General features: G+C 64.3%; 20 protein-coding genes. 14 read left to right on the forward strand and 6 right to left on the reverse strand.

The features are described from left to right. Positions 1-346 precede the first annotated feature (346 nt). Entirely contained in the window at positions 347-556 is a 210-nt protein-coding gene (locus U1763_RS17560; RefSeq protein ID WP_332756214.1) for a hypothetical protein, read from the forward strand. A gap of 75 nt (positions 557-631) precedes the next feature. Here the strand turns inward: U1763_RS17560 and U1763_RS17565 are convergent, their stop codons facing one another. Then, a complete protein-coding gene (locus U1763_RS17565; protein ID WP_332756215.1) occupies positions 632-808 on the reverse strand; it encodes a hypothetical protein in 177 nt (58 codons plus the stop codon). A gap of 106 nt (positions 809-914) precedes the next feature. Between U1763_RS17565 and U1763_RS17570 the strand changes: the two genes are divergently transcribed. Further along, positions 915-1,076, forward strand: a complete 162-nt coding sequence (locus U1763_RS17570; protein WP_332756216.1) for a hypothetical protein — start codon at positions 915-917, stop codon at positions 1,074-1,076. 50 nt (positions 1,077-1,126) lie between these two features. Here the strand turns inward: U1763_RS17570 and U1763_RS21125 are convergent, their stop codons facing one another. Then, positions 1,127-1,462 carry a PilZ domain-containing protein gene (locus U1763_RS21125; protein WP_443026934.1) on the reverse strand — a complete coding sequence of 112 codons (336 nt, stop codon included), beginning with the start codon at positions 1,460-1,462 and terminating at the stop codon, positions 1,127-1,129. A gap of 1,328 nt (positions 1,463-2,790) precedes the next feature. On the opposite strand from U1763_RS21125, the gene U1763_RS17575 reads away from it, so the two are divergent. The 7 genes from U1763_RS17575 (at position 2,791) to U1763_RS17605 (ending at position 9,454) form a co-directional block, all read left to right on the forward strand. Further along, positions 2,791-3,021, forward strand: a complete 231-nt coding sequence (locus U1763_RS17575; protein WP_332756217.1) for a Rossmann-fold NAD(P)-binding domain-containing protein — start codon at positions 2,791-2,793, stop codon at positions 3,019-3,021. A 64-nt stretch (positions 3,022-3,085) separates the two neighbouring features. Then, positions 3,086-3,310: a hypothetical protein gene (locus U1763_RS17580; protein ID WP_277982844.1), complete on the forward strand. Its 225-nt coding sequence runs from the start codon at positions 3,086-3,088 to the stop codon at positions 3,308-3,310. Between the two features lie 185 nt (positions 3,311-3,495). After that, the gene (locus U1763_RS17585) at positions 3,496-4,059 is read left to right on the forward strand and encodes an RNA polymerase sigma factor (RefSeq protein WP_332756218.1); all 564 of its coding nucleotides are present in this window, start codon (positions 3,496-3,498) and stop codon (positions 4,057-4,059) included. Then, positions 4,056-4,910 carry a FecR family protein gene (locus tag U1763_RS17590; RefSeq protein ID WP_332756219.1) on the forward strand — a complete coding sequence of 285 codons (855 nt, stop codon included), beginning with the start codon at positions 4,056-4,058 and terminating at the stop codon, positions 4,908-4,910. Before U1763_RS17585 ends, U1763_RS17590 begins: the two co-directional genes overlap by 4 nt. A gap of 81 nt (positions 4,911-4,991) precedes the next feature. After that, a complete protein-coding gene (locus U1763_RS17595; RefSeq protein ID WP_332756220.1) occupies positions 4,992-7,985 on the forward strand; it encodes a TonB-dependent receptor in 2,994 nt (997 codons plus the stop codon). Positions 7,986-8,061: 76 nt separating this feature from the next. Continuing rightward, entirely contained in the window at positions 8,062-8,910 is an 849-nt protein-coding gene (locus U1763_RS17600) for an NPP1 family protein (RefSeq protein ID WP_332756221.1), read from the forward strand. Positions 8,911-8,971: 61 nt separating this feature from the next. Then, a complete protein-coding gene (locus U1763_RS17605; protein WP_332756222.1) occupies positions 8,972-9,454 on the forward strand; it encodes a hypothetical protein in 483 nt (160 codons plus the stop codon). Here the strand turns inward: U1763_RS17605 and U1763_RS17610 are convergent. The 3 genes from U1763_RS17610 to U1763_RS17620 are packed head-to-tail and all read right to left on the reverse strand — an operon-like array spanning position 9,445 to position 13,777. After that, positions 9,445-10,185, reverse strand: a complete 741-nt coding sequence (locus U1763_RS17610; protein ID WP_332756223.1) for an acid phosphatase — start codon at positions 10,183-10,185, stop codon at positions 9,445-9,447. The genes U1763_RS17605 and U1763_RS17610 overlap by 10 nt on opposite strands. Next, positions 10,182-11,255: a phosphatidylinositol-specific phospholipase C1-like protein gene (locus U1763_RS17615; RefSeq protein ID WP_332756224.1), complete on the reverse strand. Its 1,074-nt coding sequence runs from the start codon at positions 11,253-11,255 to the stop codon at positions 10,182-10,184. The genes U1763_RS17610 and U1763_RS17615 overlap by 4 nt, the downstream gene beginning before the upstream one ends. A 14-nt stretch (positions 11,256-11,269) precedes the next feature. After that, the gene (locus U1763_RS17620) at positions 11,270-13,777 is read right to left on the reverse strand and encodes a TonB-dependent receptor (RefSeq protein WP_332756225.1); all 2,508 of its coding nucleotides are present in this window, start codon (positions 13,775-13,777) and stop codon (positions 11,270-11,272) included. 269 nt (positions 13,778-14,046) lie between these two features. Between U1763_RS17620 and U1763_RS17625 the strand changes: the two genes are divergently transcribed. Next, on the forward strand, positions 14,047-15,201 hold the full coding sequence (locus U1763_RS17625) for an alkaline phosphatase (protein ID WP_332756226.1): 1,155 nt from the start codon (positions 14,047-14,049) through the stop codon (positions 15,199-15,201). A 183-nt stretch (positions 15,202-15,384) separates the two neighbouring features. Next, on the forward strand, positions 15,385-16,659 hold the full coding sequence (locus U1763_RS17630; protein ID WP_332756227.1) for a DUF5690 family protein: 1,275 nt from the start codon (positions 15,385-15,387) through the stop codon (positions 16,657-16,659). 6 nt (positions 16,660-16,665) lie between these two features. Here the strand turns inward: U1763_RS17630 and U1763_RS17635 are convergent, their stop codons facing one another. Beyond that, positions 16,666-17,424, reverse strand: a complete 759-nt coding sequence (locus U1763_RS17635) for a DeoR/GlpR family DNA-binding transcription regulator (protein WP_332756228.1) — start codon at positions 17,422-17,424, stop codon at positions 16,666-16,668. 162 nt (positions 17,425-17,586) lie between these two features. On the opposite strand from U1763_RS17635, the gene U1763_RS17640 reads away from it, so the two are divergent. The 3 genes from U1763_RS17640 (at position 17,587) to U1763_RS17650 (ending at position 22,949) form a co-directional block, all read left to right on the forward strand. Further along, positions 17,587-19,941: a TonB-dependent receptor domain-containing protein gene (locus U1763_RS17640; protein WP_332756229.1), complete on the forward strand. Its 2,355-nt coding sequence runs from the start codon at positions 17,587-17,589 to the stop codon at positions 19,939-19,941. 89 nt (positions 19,942-20,030) lie between these two features. Further along, on the forward strand, positions 20,031-22,130 hold the full coding sequence (locus U1763_RS17645) for a phosphocholine-specific phospholipase C (RefSeq protein WP_332756230.1): 2,100 nt from the start codon (positions 20,031-20,033) through the stop codon (positions 22,128-22,130). Positions 22,131-22,523: 393 nt separating this feature from the next. Beyond that, on the forward strand, positions 22,524-22,949 hold the full coding sequence (locus U1763_RS17650; protein WP_332756231.1) for a fasciclin domain-containing protein: 426 nt from the start codon (positions 22,524-22,526) through the stop codon (positions 22,947-22,949). The last annotated feature ends 23 nt before the right edge of the window (positions 22,950-22,972 follow it).

Raw genomic sequence — 22,972 nt, forward strand, 5'->3', positions numbered from 1 at the left:
ATCCCGGAATGTCCCACCGCCGAGCCCAACGTCTTCCCCCTCGATAAAATATCGCGACGAGCGCAATCGAACGTTTGGATCGGGAGGAGCCGGCATATCGCAATATACCGACGACGCCGACGGGATGCATAGAGCGGATTTGGCGATGTTCTCACAGAACGCGGAATAGCTTAGTGTTCACGCGTCTATCCGGATGAGGGAGGGCCGGGCGTACGGGTATTGGTCGAGAATGGCGCCTGTTCCGGCCGACACAGTTTGCTTACAATTCCACTCGTTTTGACCCGAAATACGCTCAGACTGAGGCAAGGTTTTTGCAGTATAAACCTAGGTCCTGCAAAGCGCCAACATGCTGTTCCCGCCCGATTTCAACCTGATCGACCTTGAGGCCTGCCGGCGCCGTCACATCATGCTGGCGACATTAGCCGTCACCGTGCCGGTGATGGAACTTCATATGAGTCTCGCACAATTTTACGAAGAGCGAGTGATCGCGGTTCTGCAGGCTACGGGGCGGCCAGCGCATTACGGCGACTGGCGTTTGGAGCTCGTTGACGGCTGAACCAACGCAGCCGCGTCTACGCTTCCCCAATCTACACGGGTTCTATCCTGATGAGGAAGGGCCGGAGTTCGGGGCTTAGGGAGTTTTCCCGTATTTGTGCAGGCGAGCAGAGCCGCACGCTTCGAGCAGCTGGTCGGCGAGACACTGAGCAGCTTCGGGTTCCAGTGTGGCCGCTAACCCTGAAGCTTCAATCAGAACTGTTCCGTCAAAAACAGTAACCTTGAAGGCGTCCGGTCGCAGTAGGTCAGCCATTCTGTTTCTCCCGTCGTCGGGAAACGGCCAGCGGTCGGAAACGGTCCCGCGCGCTGCGTTCGCGATCGGTCACTCCCTAGAAAGGCTCGCCCGCTATCTAGTCCGGATGACCAAGACACCGGAGCAAACGCGCCAACAGGCTCGGGAATACCGCGACCTTCACTCGCATATGACAGGAACCGTGCTCAGCGATGCGATCGAGCAGGTCGCCTTGGCACTCGATCGATCGGCTTACGCCCTCGAGGCCGAACTGGCAGTCACTGCCTAACTGCACTGCGTTCTGTCGTGATGACGAAGGGCCCGAGTTCATGTCTGACGTTAGTCGGCAGCGGCCAGCCGCTGCAGATGGTTCACCACTTCGTCAGGGAGCGGATTAGCCACGTCAAAGCCAAACTCAAATTGGTACGCCCAAGCTACCCATCCTGAGTATCGAGCGAACGCAGGGATATCAACCGCTAGAAATCGGCCGATCGTTGTCGGGTATCCGGAGCGGATCCGAAAGCCATGCGTAGAAACATCAAGTAGGGTCGCAGAAAACCGCTCACCCCCAGAGGCGACCAAGAAGGCAGGCAGGTGAATAGGACGCCGGACGGCGACTCGCTCGTCGGTCGGGTACCGGCCGGGCTTGAGGGCTGCGTGTTGATGCAAATTCATTAGCCCGTCGATCGCAGAAATGCCTGAAAGCTCGGTTAACTACGTCCCACAGTGAAGCCGGTTTAGGCTCTCCACGCGTTCTATCGTGATGAGGAAGAGCCGGAGTTCGATGCTTAGACGCTGCGGCTGCCCTCAGCTGTGCATCCGTCGCTAGGTATCGTATCGTCAGCTCGTTTCGTAGAGGTCAAATAGCCGGGCTTTTTGAACAGCCAACCGGTGATCCTGGGCTGAAGTTCGAATATGGCTATACCAGTCACACATGCAAAATTCATCGGTATGGTATATTGCATGGTATGTGGCGGAGGCGGCCCATAAACTATTGGGTAAATTGAACAGCTAACGCCGCTCAATATGATGGCCACCCGCTCCGCCAACTACTTGAGTTTTATGCTGAGAGATCAGCGACTTAAAGCTCTTTGCTTCGGCTGGCCCACTCGTTGCCCCACCAGCTGAATTTGCCTTGGGTTGCGTGATGCAGTCCGTCTGCTCTCTTGAACGAGCGCTTCATCCCAGACCAAGGTGACGGCAGGCATGTTCGCGCACAGCTTTCGTCGTTGATCGGGAAGGGAACATTATTCTTTGTCGGCAGCTGCTGGCCACGTGTCGCATCCTGCCGTCTTAAAGTTTTGGGCTGGTGTGACAAAGGTGAGAAAATTCCTTCTGCAGGACAGTCCACAGTCAGGCATCGATGTTCACGACAGAACCGCCATAATTCACAGTTGGCCTTGTAAATGGAAGCCGCACGTGGGGTGCTGAAGTCGATGCGCACCATCAGGACGCCAAAGCGATCAAAGATATCATCGAATCAAAATTGTTCTTCGACCTTCTAAAGCTTTGCATGAAATGAGGGGCCGGATTAACGGCGTCTTCAAGCAGACCAGGGCGGTCCGCGTCCGCTGAGTGTTGATCCCCGCATATCCGAATGATCCAGACAGCCCATTGCCTGAATACGCGCCGCGCAAAGACAGCGGCCAATATGGTATGTCGTGCGGCGTCGCAGCCGCGGCGTAGAATGACTAAACTTGCCAGCTGGTCAGTGCCACCCGCCTGGTACCAGCTTGATGGTTGAAGGTGCCCCGAAAGAATACGCGTCGTCGGAAAATGGCCGCCGGTCTTTTGCGAATTTGGTGGAAAGCTGCCGGGCCGCTTTCGGTCGACGATCATAGCCTGCCGTTCGTTCAGGCGGGGAGGGCGGGCGCCACCGGCACATCACGTAGGACCCGGCTTGACCGTTTTGGAACAGGGTTTTCGAGTCACCGTCGTCTTCGCAGAAGCCGGCGGCTCTGCCAGGAGAGTCCGGAGGCAACGCTCTGGGCACGGGCGAGCGTGTGGTATTTATCGGCAATCTTTACCAGCTTGGGCCCAAGACGGCACCGCGTACCGCGGGCATGCCGCTGATCCCGACCGGCGCGAAGCGCGCGATCCTCGCCAAGGTGGTGCGCGACTGGCAGGACGCGACCCCGCGCGTGCGTACCGCGACCTTGCGGGGCTCCGACTTCTACGGTCCGGGTGTGGCAGGCGCGCATCTCGGTGCGAGTGCCTCTGGCGAGTTGGCTTAGAACAAGCCTACGCAGGTGCTGGTCGCAGCCGATACGCCGCACGACTTCGCCGAGGTTTTCGACATTGCCCGCGCCGCGGCCCTTCGCGCTGCTGCGGCCGATCGGGCTGGTGTATCGTTTTGCCAAGGAGGTCGACGATGACGGCTTAACCAGGGACCGTCCCTGCATCGTCGACGGCGGCGAGTTCACCCTTCGTTTCGGTTTCGTACCGACCCCGTTCGAGCTTCGCGTGCCGACGATCGTCCACGCCTTCGTCAAGGCCGCCGGTGCGCCTGGAAGCCGGACATAGGCCCGCGCGGCCGTAAGTCAGCGACCGCGCCGACGTCTTTCCAACGGGACGAGCTGTTCGCCAAGCCGAAGCTCGGCGAAGGGAGCGGAGGGGTAGTCCCGCATACCGACGAGCGATTTCGGTCGCTGTCATCCTGCCTTCACGATCGTCCCATAAGCCGCTCCGGAACTGCAGACGGGGGCGTGGTGAGCAGCATAGCATTTCTTGCCGATGGTATCGGCAACGGCCCGTTACCCGAGCACGGGCTGGCACTGGAATATCCGGATGCCGAACTGGCGGGCGCGTTGCGGCGCTTCGTGCGAGGTCGGCTCGATCACCATGCCGATGGCGACGATGTGGTGCAGGAAACGTATCTGCGACTGTTCGCGTATCAGGCGACCGCACGGGTCAACGATATGAAGGCGCTGTGCTTTGCGATCGCGCGCAACCTGCTGCTCGACCATCACCGTGCGGTGCGGCGCTCCACGCATGTCGAACTCGACGAGGCGATCGTGTGCCAGCAACCCACTGCCGACAGGGTATTGGCGTTCCGTCGTGCTGTCGTAATCATGGCGGAGGCGCTCGAGCATATGCCGCCGCTCCGCCGCGAGATCTTCCTGCGGAAAAGGCTCGACGGGCTTAGGACCGACACGATCGCCCAGAGCCTCGACATGAGCATGGCGGCGGTGGAGAAACACGTCGTCCGCGCCTTTCAGGACCTCCGCGGCGCACTGGCCAAGCGCGGATTCACGATGGAGGCCGGCGCGTGACCGCCGCCGGCAGTGGACCATCGGTAACCGATGCTGCGCTCGTCGACGCGTTGCAGGCGGCGGCGAAGCGCTGCGGTCGCCTCTCGGACGAGCAGGTCCGGTCGCTCAGGCGTCGAAGGCGTTCCGCCATCGCGGCGATTGCAACGGCGCCGGTCGCCATCGCCCTGCTGTTCGTGGGCGCCGGCTCGTTTAGTGGCAAACCGACCGCAGCGCCGGTTTCGACGCGTATGTTCGCGACCCGAGCGGGAGAGCGCACGACGGTGACGCTGGCAGATGGCTCCACCGTTTCGCTCAACGGCGCGACACGGCTTCGGGTTATCTATGCGGACGGACAGCGCCGCGCGGAATTGCTTGCGGGACAGGCGTTCTTCGACGTGCGGCATGACGTTTCTCGCCCCTTTGTCGTACGCGCCGGTGCCAGCGAGACACGCGTCCTCGGCACCGCGTTCGACCTCGATCTGACCCGGACTCAGGTTGCACTGGCGGTCTACCGCGGCGCGGTCGGCTTCGATCCGGTCGGGGCGCCGCGCGGCGTCGTGGTCCGGGCCGGGTACCGCAGCGCCGTCCGTGGCGGTGTGGCGGCAGCACCGACCCGGTTCGATCCGGTGCTGCCCGACTGGCGCAAGGGCTGGATCGACACGGCGGGTATGCGCCTGGACGATCTGGTCGAAATTCTCGACCGCCAGGGGGGTGTCAGGATCGCACGCCCGGCGGAACCGCTGGCATCGACGACCGTGTTCGGGCGGTTTCGCACCGACCATCCGGATCGGCTTCTGAACGCGATCGGCAGCGGGTTCGGCTTCACCGTAATCCAGCGGCAGGGGACGTTGACGCTCGAAACCGCGCACTGACGAAAAACACTGTCCGGATTTGGCGGCACCGGCCGTCTTCCCTCCGGGTGGCGTCTGATGGCGCCAAGACGGGGGAATATGATGACGCGGTTTCACGGAACGTCGGCACTGGCCTTGGTAGCGTTCGCTCTAGCCGCACCGACGGTGGCGGATGCGCAGTCGACGGGCGCACGGATGTTTGCCATTCCCGCGGGCGATCTCGCACGGGCGCTGTCAGCCTATTCGAGCGTCACCGGCATGCAGGTCATCGCCGCGCCCGCGCTCGTTCATGGGCAGCGGACCAAGGGCGTCAGTGGGCGGCTCACCACGTCGGCCGCGCTCGCGATGCTGCTACGCGGCACGGGTTTGCGTCCGGTCGAGAGCAACGGCGTGACGATCCTCCGCCGGGACCAGGCACCGCCGCCGCCAAGCACTGTTGGCGCGCACGCGCCAGTCGTTGCGGCCGCCGCTAGCCAAGCGACCACACTCGCGCGTGAAACGCCGGAGACCACCCCGGACATCGTCGTCAACGGCTATCGCAGCAGCCTGCTGGCGGCGCAGGACCTGAAGCGTCGCGCCGTCGGGACCGAGGACAACATCGTGGCATCCGACATCGCGGCGTTTCCGGACATGAACCTCGCCGAGGCGCTCCAGCGCGTCCCCGGTGTCGCCATCACGCGCGACACGGGCGAGGGACGCCAGATCGCGCTGCGCGGTCTCGGCCCCGATTTCACGCGCACGCAGCTGAACGGCATGGAAGTCCTCGGCAACACCGCCTCCGGCATGGACAACCGCGGCAACGTCAGTCGCAGCCGCGGCTTCGATTTCAGCCTGTTCGCGTCCGAGCTGTTCAACCGCGTGAGCGTGCAAAAAAGCTACGCCGCCAACCAGGACGAGGGCGGCATCGCCGGCACGGTGCAGCTCTTCACCGCCAAACCGTTCGACTATGACGGCCAGAAGATCGTGCTGTCCGCGAAGGCTCAGACCAACGATCAGACCAGCGGCGTCACTCCGCGGCTCGTCGGCCTGTTCTCGCAGCGTCAGGGCGATTTCGGTGCGCTTGTCTCGGTCGCCTATTCGAAGGTTCGCAACAACGAATATGGCTATCGCAACTGGAACTGGGGCAAGGTCACCTACGGCGCGAACAATATCGGTCCGGAGATCGACGCACCTACGCGGGCACTGTTGCGCGGCGGCACGATCTTCGCGCCTCAGGCGCAATCGCCATCGACCTGGTACACCGATCGTGAGCGGATCGGCGTCACGAGCGCGCTGCAATATCATCCCGGCGACAATTTCAAGATCGATGTCGACCTGCTGTACGGACACCTTGCCGACAAGCGCGACGACTGGGCGATCGCGGCGGGCGGCTATAACGCGCTGACCGGCAACGTCAGCGGCACGCAGGTGATCCAATCCGCGACGATCCAAGGGAATTCGCTCGTCGCCGCCAGCTATACCGGGATCGATCAGCGCACCGAGCATCACCGTGTCGAGAACCAGACCGACTTCTACCAGGCGGTGGCGAATGTCAGCTGGGACGTCGGCGATCGGCTGAAGCTGACCGCGCTCGGCGGCTACCAGAAGTCGAATTTCGTCCAGCCGACGTTCGACAAGATCTTCCTGCAGGCTCGCAACACCGCGTTCAGTTTCGACATGCAGCCGACGATCCCGGTGAACACCTACGGCTTCGACCTCGCCAACCCCGCGAACTGGAACGTCCAGCGGCTGGTGACGCAGGAGAACATGATCAAGAGCGACTATCTTAACGGTCAGCTCCAGGCGGTCTACGATCTCACGCCGATCCTGAAGCTGGAGGTCGGCGGTGAGTACAAGCGCTTCACCAACAGCGGGTATCAGTATCTCACCAACATCTTCTACGGCACCGCGGCGACCAGCGATCGCGCGATACCCGACGCGCTGAAATACGTCATCAACCGCGACAGCCTGCTTCCGTATATCGGCGGCGACGTCGCCGGGATCTACGCGCTGCTCGGCAACAACCGGGACCTGACCGCCGCCAACCTGACCGCGGGCAGCGACTTTCGCATTCGGGAGAAGACCTGGGCGGGCTTTACGCAGCTCGATCTCGACACCGACATCGGCTCGATGCGGCTGCGCGGCAATGCCGGCGTCCGCTACTATCATACCGACCTTGTCTCGAGCGGTTCGCTCGCCACCGCGACCAACGGCGTGACCACGCTTCAGCCGGTGACGGTCGGGACCAGCAACGATGATTGGCTGCCCGCGCTCAACGTCGCGCTCGACATCACGCCGAAGCTGATCGCGCGCGCTTCCGCCAGCCGCAACGTCAACCGGCCTGGCCTCCCTCAACTTGCCGCAGCGGGGACGCTGACCGTGGCGCCGTTCGGCGGGTCCGTTTCCGTCGGCAACCCCAATCTTCAGCCGTTCCGTTCCACTTCGGCGGAGGCGGGGCTCGAATATTATATGGATCGCAACGGCTTCGCGTCGGTCGGGTTCTTCTGGAAGGACCTCAACAGCTTCATCACGTCGGAGACGTCGCAGGTTCCCTACAGCGCAACAGGCTTTCCGGTCTCGCTGCTGTTGCCGGGCCAGGACGGTACGACGCCGTACAACTACACCCGCCCGATCAACGGGGACGGTGCCAGCATCAAGGGTATCGAGGCGGCGTTCCAGCACGACTTCACCTTCCTGCCCGCGCCGTTCGACGGGTTCGGCATCGTCGCGAACGGCACCTGGATCGATGGCGACCAGACCGCGGTCTACAACGGCGTCGTCAAGAGCATCCCGCTCTACAATCTGTCGAAATGGGCGGCCAACGCGACGCTGTACTTCGAGACCGAACGCTTCGGTGCACGTGTCTCGACCGCCTATCGCAGCCGGTATCTGACGGGCGCAGGCGGCAACGCCAATGTCGGCGACGGCATCCGCCCGACCAACAACGTCGATTTCCAGGTCCGCTACAGCCCGGCCAAGAACCTGCGTTTCGTCGTTGAGGGGGTCAACGTCACCAATCGGCCGATCGAGCAGTTCACCGATCTCTCGACCGACCGGACGCTCGTCTACACCCGCAGCGGCCGCATCTTCACCTTCGGCGTGACGACCAGTTTCTGAACTCCTCGTCCGCGGCGGCAACGGCGCGGACGAGAGCGTACGGCGTACCTCACGACATCCTGCAACGGGAGTTTGTATGAAAAGCCATGTTTCGACGAGCCGGTTATCCCTGATGATCGGCACCGCCGCCGCCATGCTGGTGGCGCAGGCCACGCCTGCATTCGCACAAGGCTGGCCGGCGCCGGTCTCGCCGCTGCCCGAACGTGCCACCGCGCTCGACAAGCGTTTCCAGCCTGCGATCGATTTCGACACCGACGTCTGCTTCAATGTGCCGGCCGTGGACGCGGCAGGCGCGATCAGCCCGGCGGCATCCACTTACGCCACGCGACCACCGGCATCGTGTCGCAGCGGTAGCTATCGCACGCAGAGCAACGTCTATGCGCGCAGCCGCTGCAACAACGGCTATTGCGGGCGGGTCTACAGCTATTTCTGGCAGTCCGATTTCTCGCACGCCTATGACTGGGAATCGATCATCGTCTGGACCACCGACCAGGGCACCGGCAGCCGCGTCGTCGGCGTCACGCGCGGCGATCATGGCAAATGGGATACGCGCAACGGCGACCAACTCCGCTTCGTCAGCGACTCGAGCGGCGAGCACGCGAAGCTCGTCTTCCATTACGAGACCTGGGGCTTCTCCCATCTGTGGCGCTTCTCCAAGACCGATGGCGGCGACGAGCCTGCCGAGAACGGCACCGGGCAATGGCTGATCCAGCCGCTGGTAAGCTGGAACGGCTACCCGTCGGTCGGGGTCAGGAACGCGGTTTCCAACTATGATTTCAAGGGCGCGAATTTCGATAACAAGGACGCCCGGTTCGCAGGCACGCTCGCGGCGGCCAACGCGAGCGGCATCGCCCCCGGGTTCGACGCCAACCTCGATGCCGGCGGTGACTCGCCGGGATGCCCATCGGGCTCCACCATCTGCTGATCGATACCCTGCGCCGCCGGTCACTCGGTAGCGCAGGGTCCTTCGGCGCTGTGGAGGCCGTATGCAAAGCGTTCGTTTCCGATCCGGTGCGGTGTTGCTCGGCGTGACGTCGATGCTCGCCGTGAGCGGGATAATCGCCGGATGGCATCCTCGTGCGCGTTCGGATCCGGCAACGGGTATCGTCGTGGTCCGCGGCGCGCCTATTACCGCCGCCAAGGCCGTACCGCTCACCCCGATCAGGCCTACCCGCGTCGCACCGACCGCAATGCCAGTCGAGACTGCGGTTGCGGACCTCCGCCGTGCGTATCCCCTGCTATCCGAGGTCGCAATGGAATGCCGGGCCAGGCAATGCTCGCTGACCGCGACGATCCGCCCGCTGGTGTCGCAGAATGATCTGGATAGGCGACAGGAAATGTTGCTTGGCGGACTGGCGGCCGCGCTTGCCGAGGACGGCTATCGCATGGCGGTCCCGTTCGACATGGATGAGGTGGCGGACAACACATTCCATATCCGTGCGCACGTGACGGCCGATGATCATCCGTGACCGGCGCCCTTTGCTTCGGCCCTGCACCGCTCCGCGTCCGGTGCAGGCGCTTTGATCTCGGCGAGTTCCGATTGCGCCACGTCCATCTCACGCCTGAAGTCCGGCGAGGTGTGGAGCATCGAGACCAGCACCGATCCCGCCATATACCCCGCCTCGACCGCGCTTCGGCTGTGCGATCCGCAGATGTAGCGGCTCTCGCCATATTGGCGTCCACGGCGCAGGATCTGCGTGGCACGGTCCGGCATGAGTTCGGCGAGGATCAGCGCGGCGGACCAGCCTGAACTCGTGTGCCCCGACGGATAATCGCCATTGCCCGCCAGATGCGCGGTCTTGGGTTCGCAGATCGGCAGGTCGTCCTTCAGGTACGGACGCTTGACGGCAAAGCCATCCTTGGCGCGGCCGACCATGCCCTGGTCGCTGATCCGCGCGAAGATGCGGGTGAGGGCAGGGGACGACGTCGTATCGAGCTTGCGGCCGATCGCGCAGGCGAAGACGGTGAAGCGGTCGTCGGTAACGTCGCGGGTCGCCATCTCGCCCCGCGGCGTACCGAGCAGCGCGCGCGTTTGCTGGAAGGTTGCGCGGTCGTCGGCATCCTGCGGCGAACCGGGCCTGGGCGGGGCGGGCAGGACCTGCATCAGGTCCGGCATCGGCTGGTTCGCGAGATAAGTCGCGGGACGATCCGCCGCGCCGGTCAGCGCGAGCACGGCGAGCAGCGACAGGCTCCGGATCACTTTGCGGCTCCTTCCAGATCGCCGCAGCCCTTGGGATGGCGCACGGGGTTGCAGCGCGCGACCAGACCGCCGGGCAGCGCAACGTGATAGCCGCCGGGCAGCCGCGGATCGGGCCAGAGATAGTCGGTCGAGACATAGTGCGCGCCCCCCGCCAGTGCGGTGTCGCGCGGGACGATGTCGTTGGCGCGGGCCTCGCGCGTGTTGGCATCGGCCCGCGTGCGGACGATGAACCCGGTAGCGACGTCGCGGCGGATCCGGTCGGCATCGCGGACCGGGTCGTTGAGCGTCAGATAGGCGGCGGCAGGCGAGGCTTCGTCGGTGTTGATGAAGAACACCCGCCCTTCGAGCGAACGCCGCTTGCCCCGGTACACTGCGACCTTGGCGGGCGGCTCGTCGAGCGCGAACAGGAATTTGCCGCGCGAGGACTCCAGCAACGGCCAGTTGTCCGCGAGCACCGCCTCCCGCAGAGTCGGATAGCGGCCCTGCACATCGTCGGGCACGATTAGCTTGGCCGGCGCCATCACCGAGCGAATTTCCGCATCGAGCGCATCATACGCCGTCTCGTCGAACGGCAGCGCGTCGATCCCACCCCGCGCGGCGTTGCGCTCGTCCTTCGCGTTGAACATCAGCAGGATCGGCACGTGACGCGGATGCTTGGCCGACCAGTCGCGGATGATCGTCAGGCATTCGGTCAGCAGGACGCAGCTCGATGCGTTGTCGATGCCGGGAATGTGCAGCACCTTGAAGCCCGGCCGTCTGAGCTTCGGATCGTCCGAGCCGCGCGCGTAATGGCCGCCTTGCGGGTCGTAGTTCACGTCGATCTCGAGTTGCCGGGCGCCGGCATCGAGTTGTTCGGTCAGGCTGCGATGCGAGTAATCGAGCGCATCCGCCATCGCCGGATCGGCCGCACGGACCTTCGCCATCGTCGCGGCGGGCATCGGCTGTTTGTAGCTGTTATGCGTGCCGATCACCGCCACGTCGTTGATCCGCAGCGGCGGTGCGGTATCGCGCGCCACTGCCGTTTGGGTAAGAAGGCCGAGGGTCAGCCCCGCCACGATCGATCGCTTCACAGCTATTCTCCCGATCAGAATTTGAACAACACCGAACCCTGCACCGCGCGGCCGAAGATCGGTCGGGCGAGGATCACCGCACCATCCGCCGCCCCCGGCACGAGCTGCTGTCCGCCGCCCTGGCCCAGCCCGAGTGCATTCGACAGGTTGGTGCCCTTGACCTGCACGGTGACGTTCTGCGTCACGTCCAGCTCGGCACTGGCATTGAACACCGAGAACGCCGGCAGCTTCACGAGGTTGGAATCGTCGTTGAACTTGTCGCCCTCATACCGCCATTCGCCCAGCACGCGCAGGCGGCCGCCGATCAGCGATACGCGCGGGCGGATGCTCGCCATCACCTTGGGCATGCTCGAAGGACGGTTACCGTCGAACGAGGTGGTGACGGGCGCGCCGGCGACGATCGTATTGTAGGTATAGTTCTTGAACTTCGGCTCCTGGTACGTCGCGGTCGCCGAGACGTCGAACCAGCGCACCGGCTTCAGGTTCGCTTCCAGCTCGACCCCGGTCGTGCTGACGTCCCCGTAATTGATCTCCTGGACGATGCGTAAGCTGGCCGGGTCGATATACGTGTTGGTGAACTGCACGTCCTTGAACGAATTGTAGAACAGCGTGGCGTACAGGCTGCCCCAGGGCTTCTGGAACTTCACGCCCGCTTCGGCCTGTTCGATCGACTGGCTGCGGATGCCCGTCGGCAGCACGTTGTCGCGGTACTGGCCGATCTGCGGCAACCGGTAGGTGCTGGTGTAGCGACCGAAGATGCCGGCCTCGGGCATGAACTGCCAGTTGGCACCGATCGTGTAGCTGTGGTCGCTGAACTTCGGGTCGAAGCGGTTGAACACGCCCGAGCCGTACAGGACGTTGTCGTCGGCGAGCGTGTCGGCATTGCCGAGGTTGAAGCTCTTCACGCCCTCCGAATAGCCGTGGATCCAGATCGTTTCGTAGCGGAAGCCGCCATCGACGCGCAGCTTGGGCGTGACCTGCCATTCGTCGGAGATGTAGAACGCGACGTCCTCATACCCGCCATAGGAATGCGCGAACCGTGCCTCGTAGCGCTGGATACCAGTGTCGGTGACGCGCCCGACGACCTGTCCGCCCGCGTTGACCGCGACGATATCGAGCAGGCGTGCGTTCGGCACGACCTCGGTCAGGCCGACGCCGTCGTTGCGGTCGTGCGCCCAGTCGGCGGTGGTGCCGTACAGGCCGAGCTTCACGTCGTGACGACCGATCCCGGTCTCGTACACATGGCCGAGTTCGATCAGGCCCATGGTCTCCTTGATCGGATTCTGGATCGACTGGAAGGTGTTGACCCCGACCAGGCCGTTGCCGTTCGCGTTGGCGCCATACGCACTGCCGTCGTCGTTATAGACCAGCCGCACGTCGGTCGCGCCGCGGCCTGCGAACGCCTTGACCGCGTTGGCACGGACCGAGGACAATTGCGCCGCCTGCGTGTTGAGGCTGTTCAGTCCGCGCGCGTTGCGATCGGTGGTGGAGTCGCGATAGCGGAACCCGCCGCTGATCGTCGTGCCGTCGTCGAACTCGGTATTGCCCTTCAGCGTGAACTGCAGGTCGCTGGTCTGGTTGAACAGGTTGAACTGCGCCTTGCGGATGCCGTCGGGCGTCTTGATCTGGACGCGACCGTCCTGCGGTCCGGTCAGCGTATCGTCATGGCCGTTGAACGGCGCGAGCGGCTTGAGGTCGTCGCCATTGCGCACCAATGGGATGGCGTCGAAGAAGAAGTTGTTGTCTTCCATGTATTTAACGCCGAACGAGATGCTCCCCCGCGCGAAATCCTTAGAGATCAGCACGCGGCCCTGGCCGCCGTTGTTCGCCGCCGGCCCCGGATCGCGGATGCCCTGGTCCTTGTTGTAATAGCCGCCGACCGAGAAGCGCCAGCCGTCCGCGATCGGCCCGCCGAGCCACGCATCGCCGCGGATCTGGCCGTAGTCCGATGTTGTCAGCTTGAGCAGGCCGCTGAGTTGCGGCGTGCCCTTGCGCGGGATGAAGTTGACGAGGCCGCCGGGGGCGTTGGCGGCGAAGATCGAGGACGGGCCGCCGCGAACCGCCTCGATCCCCGAATAGGTCTCGTCGATGCGGAGGAACTGGTCGACGTTGATCCAGTTGATGCCAGGATCGTGCTGGATCGGCAGGCCGTCCTCGTACACCGCGAGCGACTCGTATCCGCCACGCGGGATGCCGCGCACGCGCGTGTTGTTCGCACCAACGCCGCCTGAGGAGTCCGCCCACACGCCCGGGATCTGCTGCATCGCCTCGGCCAGATTGCCGATCGCGCGTTCGCGAAGGTCCTTCTCGCTGATTGTGGTGATCGAATAGCTCGCATCCACCTTCTTCTGCGCGACGGTGCCGAGGCGGCCGGTAACCAGGATCTCGTCACCGGAACCGGCATCGGGCGCCGACATAGTGTCTTTTTGTGCGATCGGCGCTGATTGTGCATCGACCGGGCCGGTGGCGACGGCAATGGCCATCAACGCCGCGGTCCCCCGCAGTATCGTGATCGTCTGCATGGTAACTCGAACCCCAATGTGTCCCGGCCTTGCCGGCCGACGTGTCCACAGCGCTATGGGGCCGGACGATGACGGCGGGACTACGGTAACATTACTGTCCCATGATGATTGCGTGACTGGACGATGACCGGTGTCATTCCTGCCGCCTTTATGGGGCGCCGTTTCGCAGCGGGATTGCAAACGCTGCTGTCACAAATGGGTAAGATGCTCGCTGTAGCGACAACTCACAAATCTTCGCTCGAACGCGTTACCAGTCTGGGACTCGACCAATGACAAGAACCGGAAGCACCTCCGAACGCACGTTGCGTAAGGATGTATTGGCAGCGTGCTGTCTGGCCGCCGGTCTGGTGGGGAGCGGCGCAGCGTCCGCTCAAGCGCGACCCGTAAAGCCCCGCAACGTCATCGTGTTCCTGGGCGATGCAGGCGGTCTGCCGACGCTTAACGCCGCAGGCATCCTTGCGCACGATAAACCGCAATCCCTATTCATCCAGTCGATGCCGCATGTCGGCTTATCGGACACTTCGTCGCTCAACCGCTGGGTCACGGACTCCGGTGCGGGCATGACCGCGATCATGACCGGGCGGAAGACGAACAACGCGATGGTATCGGTCGTGCCGTCGGGCTCGGGCGGCGAAGTGAAGCCGATCAAGACGTTCCTCGAATACGCCGAGCAGCACGGTCTATCGACCGGGGTCGTCACGAACATGCCGATCTGGGATGCCACCCCGGCAGCGTGTTACGCGCATGTCGCGTCCCGCAAGGACAAGGACGAGATTTTCCGTCAGATGTTGGCGCCCCGCTTTGGCAACGGTGTCGACATCCTGATCGGCAAGGGCCGCAAGGACGCGGTCGCGTCCTTTGGCAAGATCCAGCAGACGCCCGAGCAGGCCTTTACCCAGGCGGGGTATCGCTACGGTTCGGATCCGGCGCTCGTTCGCACTGCCGCACGGGCCGCCGTTCTGCGCGACGACGATTACGCGCCGTTACCGGCCGTCGAGGCAACGATCGGCCAACTCGCGCGCAACCCCAAGGGCTATTTCCTGATGGTCGAATGGGACATGCACACCGATAATCCGCAAGCGGGGCTGCGCCACGTCGTCGAGATGGATGACATGATCCGCCGCGTTACCGCCATTGCGGGCAAGGACACGCTCATCCTGTTCACGGCCGACCACAGCTTTGGCCTGCGTATGTCGGGCGGCGATCGTGACGCACCGCTCGCCGAACAGTTTGCCGCAGCCGCGGCCAAACCAGGCGCCACGATCGCGAGCAACGACGTGATCGGGGTCCAGGACGGTCATACCGGCGAGGAAGTTATCGCCGCTGCCTCGGGGCCAGGGGCGGAGACTATCCATGGCTTTTTCGCAAACACGCATCTGTTCGACGTCCTCCTGAATGCCATCGGATGGACGAAGGAGTCTTGAGCGATTTGCCGTCGCGAGGCGGCAACGCGGTCATGGAAGAAGGGTTATTCGGATCCAGGCTGTGGAAGAACCTGGTGGCGTACCGCGGCGTTTTGGTGGTGATCCGGATCTGGTGGAGGGGCACGGCAGCCTGACATAAAACGGCGTCACGCGGATGAAACGTGACTGGTCTAGCGACTGCCGGTGAACTTACGGTCCCTGTCGTCGTCGATGCGCCTCCCAACCAGCTTGACGGCGACCGCGCCGGGCATCGCCGCGTTCTGCGTGTATTTTGCGATGTACGGGTTTCGCAAGCCGATCGCGGCAGCAGGGTTCGAGGGCGTGCCGGCCGTGTTTGCCGGGCTCGATTACAAGACGGCCCTGATCCTGTCGCAGGCGGTCGGTTACGCACTGTCGAAGATGATCGGGGTGCATGTCGTCTCGGTCCATCGGCCGGAGCATCGCATGCGCCTGATGCTCTCGCTGATCGGAGCGGCATGGGTGGCGTTGCTACTGCTCGCGCTGCTGCCCTCTCGATTTGGCCCTCTGGCAATGCTGCTGAACGGGTTGCCGCTCGGGATGATCTGGGGGCTGGTGTTCAGCTATCTGGAGGGGCGGCGCAATTCGGAAGTGCTGGCGTCGATCCTGACCGCGAGTTTCATCCTGTCGTCGGGCGTGACGCGATCGGTCGGCAGCCTGTTGCTGGAGCACGGCGTCGGCGCGTTCTGGATGCCGGCGCTGACCGGGTTAATCTTCACGCCACTGCTGTTGGCGGGGATGGCGGCGCTTGCCCGATCCCCACCGCCTGATGCAGCGGATGCCACCGCGAGAGGCGTTCGCGGTCCGATGGATGCGGTAGCGCGGCGCGCTTATCTGCGGGACCACTGGGTACCGGTGACGGCGCTGGTCGCAGGCTACACGATGCTGGCCGCACTCCGTGATCTGCGCGACAATTTTGCACCCGAACTGTGGATTGCGCTCGATCATCCGGCGACGCCCGCGCTGTACGTCGCGACCGAGGTACCCGTTACGGTGATCGTGCTGTTCGGCCTGGCGATGCTGGGGCTGGTACGCGACAACCGGTACGCGGTGGTCACGATCCACGGCGTCATCATGGCAGGCGCCGTGATCCTTGGCGGATCGATGCTGGCGTTGCGCGCAGGGGCGATCGGGCCGGTGACCGGCATGATCCTGACCGGCATCGGGATCTACCTCGCCTATGCCCCGTTCAGCGCGATCCTGTTCGACCGCATCATGGCCGCGAGTCCGTCGCCTGGCACCGCGGGATTCCTGATCTATCTGGCGGACGCGTTCGGCTATTCGGGCAGTATCGGTCTGTTGCTCATGCGGAGCACGACCGCCCCCGGGCGGAACTGGCTCGGGTTGTTCCTCGATGCCGGCGTGCTGACCGGCGCCGCGCTGCTGGTGCTGACGTTCGTCTCGGCATTCTGGTTCGTCCGCCATCCGCCGACGCGGTGAGGGCGATCAGAGGGTGTGGAGCCGGACGCCGGCGCGTGTCGCGGCATCGGCGATCGCCGGTGGCGCGGGAAGGTCGGTAACGAGATCGTGGACCTGCGCGAAGTCGGCGACATGGACGGTGCCGGCGCGGTCGAACTTCGCCGCGTCGGCGACGACGATCACCCGGCGCGCGCCGTCGAGCAGTGCGCGCTTGTAGGCCGCCTCGTCGGGTTCGAAATCCATGAAGCCGCGCTTCGCCTCGATCGCGCCCATCGACAGGATCGTCGCATCGGGCGAGAAACAGCGCGAGTAGCGAATCGCCTCGGCATCGAACGTCGCGCGGTAGTCCACGTTGACCGCGCCGCCGGCCAGGAAGACGCGGATCCCGTCGCGACCGAGCATGTCGCTCGCCACCTCCAGATTGTTCGTGACGATCGTCAGCCGTCGCCGATCGGCGAGCGCACGCGCGACCCAGCACGAGGTGGTGCCTGAGTCGATCAGCACGGTCATGCCGTCCTCGATCAGCGAAGCGGCGCGGCGGGCGATCGCCTGCTTCGCGTCCGCCTGCGCCTGCATCCGTAACCGGTATGGCGCTTCGAGCCGATTGTCGGGCAGCTTGACCCCGCCATGCACCTTGTACGCGCGACCGCTCGCCTCGAGCTGGCGCACGTCGCGCCGGATCGTTTCGTCCGACACCGCGAAGTGATCGGCGAGCATCGTGATCGAACACGAGCCCCGCGCTTCGAGCAACGCGACCAGACTGGCGATACGATCCGACTGCGTCACACGGCTTCTCCTGTACGGCCTGTTTCACCATATCGCTGGTTCCGCACAAGCCACAAAATACCAATCGAAACCACACAATGTCACAGGCATGTCACACGATGCTTGCAGGGGCGTCGGTACGGGATGCCCGGCGATATTCGGACCGCGGCACGGGGAGACGACATGACCAAGTGGATGATGGGCGCTGCGATCCTCGCGATCGCGGCCACGACGACCGCGCGTGCGCAAACGACGGTGGCGCCCCCGGCTGGCGATGCTGAAAAGGCGCGTGCCGACGAGATCGTCGTAACGGGACAGTCGACCGCATTCGCCAACACGCGCGTGACCGCACCGATGATCGAGCGCCAGTCCGCGCTGGCCAGCGTCAACGACGTCATCAACGAACTGCCCGGCGTGTTCGTCGCGGAGGGCGACGCGTTCGGATCGTCCGACTGGGCGACCTCGATCAGCATCCGCGGCTTCAACAGCGGCGGCGGCGGTGGCCAGCAGATCGGCTCGACGATCGACGGCCTGCCGAACGGCGGCTCGGGCTATGGCGGAGGATCGCGCGCCAATCGGTATATCGACGTGCTCGACCTGAAGACCGTCAACGTGTCGCAGGGCACTGCCGACATCTCGTCGCGCTCCAACGAAGCGCTCGGTGCGACGCTGGATTACGTGACCTCCGATCCGACCACGGACAGCCGGTTGCGCTTCACTGCCGCCGGGGGTGATTTCGGTGCGCGCAAATTCTACGTACGCGGCGATACCGGCACCATCGCGCCCAACACGACTGCCTATGTCAGCGCGTCGACCTCACGCGTGCGCGACTGGATCGGCGGATCGGGCAAGACCAGCCGCGACCATATCGACGCCAAGGTGTTGAGCCGTGTCGGTACGGTCGACCTGACCGGCTTCGTCTCGTACGACGATGCGGATGAATCCGAGTTCGGATCGGTATCGCCCGCGCAGTTCGCGAACGATCCGAACCATGACGCCTATACCGACAGCTGGACCGGCCTGCCGTATGTCGACCAGGCCTATCGCCCGACCTCGCGTGCGCTGCGGAAGAACCTGTTCGGGTATCTGAAGGCCCGTACCGAACTCGGCGAAGTGAAGCTGCAGGCGGCGGGCTATTATCACCGGATGCGCGGTCGCGGCGATTTCGCGCCGCCGTATCTGGTCGACGCGCGCAACGACGGCGTCGGCAACCCGGAAAGCGAATTTGTCGGCGGTCCGACGGTGCGCGGTACCGACGCGATCGGCAAGATCTACTTCGTCACGCCGACCGGCGCGGGCGCGACGATGACCGCCGGGTGCGTCGGCACCAGCGGCGTGCCCGCGGAATACTCGCCGACCTGTTATGCGTCCAACGCGACCCCGGTCATGTCGTACCGCCACACCCACTACAAGAACGACCGCATGGGCTTCACCAGCGACGTCGACTGGCAGCATGACTTCGGCGTGGTGCAGAATCAGTTCCGCGCCGGATTCTGGTTCGAGCACAGCCGCGCCAACCAGCTTCGCGACTGGCACAAGATCACCAACGCGCGGGTCGGCCCCGCCTTCGACGGCACGCCCTATTACGTGCAGTTCAGCACCGACTACGGGCTCGACGAGGTGATGTACTATGCCGAGGACGCGGTCACCTATGGCTCGGTCACGGCGCGGCTCGGCGTCAAACAGTTCTTCCTCGACCAGAGCCGCACCGAACTGCTCGGCAATCTGAGCACGACGTCGATCCAGTCGCATTCCGACCCGTTGATCAACGCCGGCCTGACCTATGCGACGCCGTTGCAGGGCATGGAGCTGTTCGCCGGCTATTCGCAGAACTTCGCGGCGATCGGCAACGGCCCCCTCGGCCAGCCGCCCGAGACGATCCGCAACCTGCGACCGGAAACCGCGAACAACATCGAGATCGGGGCACGCTACAATACCGGGCGTATCCAGGCGTCGCTGACCGGCTACGACATCAAGTTCAAGAACCAGATCGTCTCGATCTCGTCGAACCTCGTCACCGGGATCGACTATCTGGAACAGCAGGACAGCGTCTACCTCAACGTCGGCGGGGTGAAGAGCCGCGGTATCGAGGCGGCGCTCGCCTACCGCGTGCTGCCACCGCTGACGCTGTCGGGCAGCTTCACCTACAACCACGCGACCTATATCGGCACCGGCAACGCCGCGCAGGATGCCGACGTTGGCGTGACGCCCGGCCAGCAGGTGATCAATTCGCCGCGCACGATGTGGGTGGTCTCGGCGGACTACAAGAAGTCGATCTTCAAGGCGGGTATCGCCACCAAGTTCGTCGGCGACCGCAATATCGACACGCAGGGCAAGGCCCAGGCCGGCAGCTTCACGCTGGTGAGCGGCTATGTCGGCGCCGATCTGGAGGCGGTGAGCGAGCAGCTCAAGGGCGTGTCGTTCACAGTCCAGGCGACCAACCTGACCGACGAACGCTATCTGTCGAGTGCCGATGGTGGCTCGGCGTTCCTCGGCACGCCGCGGACCGTGACCGCGTCGCTGTCGCTCGACTTCTGATCCGAAGAGGGGTCGCTCGACTTCTGATCTGAAATGGGCATGGTTCGTCGGCGTTTGCGGACCATGTCCTTCACATGTGGATTGCCCCAATGACCGACGTTTCCCGCCGTTCGCTGCTAGGTGCCAGCCTCACCGGGGCGGCGCTGTCCGCGTTTCCCGCGGCGATCGCACGGGCGGCGGCGATCGCGCCCAACGTGAAGACGGGGTCGATCATGGATGTCGAGCATGTCGTCATCTTGATGCAGGAAAATCGCGGTTTCGATCATTATTTCGGGTCTTTGCGCGGCGTCCGCGGGTTTGCGGACCGGTTGCCGATCCCCGTGCCTTCGGCGGCCGATGCGACGAAGCCTGCGCCGGTCTGGTATCAGCGCGACCGGACGGCGGCCGGCGGCGCGCGTACCGTCCTACCGTTCCATCTAGCCACGCGCACGAATTTCGACCTGATGCGGATGGAGGGCACGCCGCACAGCTGGCCCGATGCGCAGCGCGGGTGGGACGAGGGCCGGATGGCGCATTGGCCCGAGGCGAAGAGCCAGCGCGCGATGGGGCATTACCGGCGCGAGGACATCCCGTTCCAGTTCGCGCTCGCCGAGGCGTTCACGGTCTGTGATGCGTATCACTGCTCGGTCCAGACCGGGACGAACACCAACCGCCTGTTCCTGTGGAGCGGGACCAACGATCCCGGCGGTACGCTGGGTGGCCCCGCGATCGGCAATTCGCACGACAGTTTTCCCGCGGACGGCGGCGCTGCCGAGCCGTATCGCTGGACGACGGTGGTCGAGCGGTTGCAGGCGAAGGGCGTCGACTGGCGGATCTACCAGGACATGGCCGACAATTTCACCGACAACCCATTGGTCGGCTTCGCCGCGTTTCGCGAGGCGCACCGGGGTGGCGGGGACCCGGCATTGCGCGAGCGCGCGTTGACGACCCGGGGACTGGACGTGTTGCGCGCCGACGTGCTCGCCGGGCGACTGCCGCAAGTGTCGTACGTGATCGCCACCGCGAAAGGCTCGGAGCATCCCGGCCCGTCGAGCCCCGCGCAAGGCGCCGCCTATACCGCCGAGGTGCTCGACGCGCTGACCGCGGATCCGAAGGTCTGGGCGCGGACCGCGTTGCTGGTCATGTTCGACGAGAATGACGGGTTCTTCGATCACGTTCCGCCGCCGGCGCCACCCTCGCACGCCGTCGACGGCACGCTGCTCGGCGGCTCGACGGTCGATCTGGCCGGCAGCTATCACACGGAACCGAGCAAGGGCGATGCGGCGATCGACCTCCCCGCCTATCGCGGTCGTCCCTACGGACTAGGGCCGCGCGTGCCGATGTACGTTGTCTCGCCGTGGAGCCGGGGCGGGTGGGTCAATTCGCAGGTGTTCGATCACACCTCGGTGATCCGCTTCCTCGAACGCCGGTTCGACTTCCACGAGCCCAATATCACGCCGTGGCGCCGCGCGGTCTGCGGTGACCTGACCTCCGCGTTCGACTTTACCGCCGCCGACCCTGCGCCGTTCGCCGCCATGCCCGATCCGCACGCGGATGCCGTGCGGGCTGCCGCGATCCCCAAGCAAGTAAGCCCGCAGGCGCCGGCTGGTTCATCGCCTCCATGGCAGGAACCCGGGATCCGTCGTGCCCGCCCGCTACCGTATGCGTTGACCGTCGGCGAGACGATCGCCGATGGCGCGATCACGCTTCGCTTCGCCGTGGACGGCACGCAGGGCGCAGTGTTCCACGTCTATGATCGGACCAACCTGACCCAGACGCCGCGCCGCTTCACGGTCGAGCCCGGACGCGCATTAAATGGGCGCTGGCCGTTCGATCACGAAGGCCGCTACGATCTCTGGGTGCTCGGTCCGAACGGGTTTCACCGACACTTCATGGGGCACAGGGACGATCCCGCACCGTTGTCCGAGCTGGTCTGGCGCGCAACCACGACCGAGATGACATTGCTTCTTCCCGCCGGGCACCGCACGTCCGAGCTGATCGCGCGGACCGAACGCATCGGCGCGACGACCCTGGTGACGCCGCTGACCGAAGCCCAGCGTAGCTGGCCGCTGGGCAAGAGCCATGGGTGGTACGACATCACGATCGGTGCAGCGAAAGTCCCCAACTATCTAAGGCGGGTATCAGGGCGTATCGACGCCCCCGACCGAATTACGTGCAGCGATCCGTTCGTGATGGCTCCGCGGGTCTGACCCTCAATTAGTCTCGACAAGAATGTACATTCCGTAACCGGGTTTTGCGGACATCGGATACGTCGCTTAGGCTGGGTTGCGATCGGACTTGGTGACCCTGGCTGGAAAAAGCTTTCGGATGCCTACGGCAGCGCTGCCGACATCCCGGAACAGCTTGAAAAGCTGCAGCCCTTTTCCGGGGGTGGATTGGCACGTGGCATTGACGACGCCGATTTCCATACGACCGAAAGGTCATATCGCGCCTCGCATGACCGGGTGGAATGAGGGGTGCGCCGGACGACGACACGGCGCGACGAACTCTAATATTCGGCCCCAAACGGTGGCCGCGGCAAATCGTCGCGCCGGTTGAACCTTGGCAAACGCGCTATTTTCCTCTGATTCAGGACGAAGAAGATGACCGATACCAAGCATGATATTGTCGACACCGCCGTCGCTGCGGGTTCGTTCACGACGCTGGTCGCCGCAGTCGGTGCCGCGGGGCTGGTCGATACGCTGAAGGGCGAGGGACCATTCACCGTCTTCGCACCGTCGGACGACGCATTCGCCGCGCTGCCGGCCGGCACCGTCGACGATCTGGTCAAGCCCGAGAACAAGGCCAAGCTGACCGAAATCCTCCTGCTCCACGTGCTGCCCGGTACGGTGATGGCGGCGGACGTGAGCGGCAAGGTGCTCGACCCGGCAACCGCCGGCGGCGCAACGGTCCATGTCGATGGCACCGACGGCGTGACCGTCAATGGCGCCAAGGTGGTGACCGCCGACATCGCCTGCACCAACGGTGTGATCCACGTGATCGACAAGGTGCTGCTGCCGACCGGCTGAGGACTCCACAATCCGGCACCGGG

The organism is Sphingomonas sorbitolis, from assembly GCF_036663875.1.
In the GTDB taxonomy this organism is placed as follows: domain Bacteria; phylum Pseudomonadota; class Alphaproteobacteria; order Sphingomonadales; family Sphingomonadaceae; genus Sphingomonas.

Bases quoted from the DNA above. Each gene is read 5' to 3' on its own strand.
- U1763_RS17560 (WP_332756214.1), top strand. From the start codon at position 347: ATGCTGTTCCCGCCCGATTTCAACCTGATCGACCTTGAGGCCTGCCGG.
- U1763_RS17565 (WP_332756215.1), bottom strand. From the start codon at position 808: ATGGCTGACCTACTGCGACCGGACGCCTTCAAGGTTACTGTTTTTGAC.
- U1763_RS17570 (WP_332756216.1), top strand. From the start codon at position 915: ATGACCAAGACACCGGAGCAAACGCGCCAACAGGCTCGGGAATACCGC.
- U1763_RS21125 (WP_443026934.1), bottom strand. From the start codon at position 1,462: ATGAATTTGCATCAACACGCAGCCCTCAAGCCCGGCCGGTACCCGACC.
- U1763_RS17595 (WP_332756220.1), top strand. From the start codon at position 4,992: ATGACGCGGTTTCACGGAACGTCGGCACTGGCCTTGGTAGCGTTCGCT.
- U1763_RS17600 (WP_332756221.1), top strand. From the start codon at position 8,062: ATGAAAAGCCATGTTTCGACGAGCCGGTTATCCCTGATGATCGGCACC.
- U1763_RS17605 (WP_332756222.1), top strand. From the start codon at position 8,972: ATGCAAAGCGTTCGTTTCCGATCCGGTGCGGTGTTGCTCGGCGTGACG.
- U1763_RS17620 (WP_332756225.1), bottom strand. From the start codon at position 13,777: ATGCAGACGATCACGATACTGCGGGGGACCGCGGCGTTGATGGCCATT.
- U1763_RS17625 (WP_332756226.1), top strand. From the start codon at position 14,047: ATGACAAGAACCGGAAGCACCTCCGAACGCACGTTGCGTAAGGATGTA.
- U1763_RS17640 (WP_332756229.1), top strand. From the start codon at position 17,587: ATGACCAAGTGGATGATGGGCGCTGCGATCCTCGCGATCGCGGCCACG.
- U1763_RS17645 (WP_332756230.1), top strand. From the start codon at position 20,031: ATGACCGACGTTTCCCGCCGTTCGCTGCTAGGTGCCAGCCTCACCGGG.
- U1763_RS17650 (WP_332756231.1), top strand. From the start codon at position 22,524: ATGACCGATACCAAGCATGATATTGTCGACACCGCCGTCGCTGCGGGT.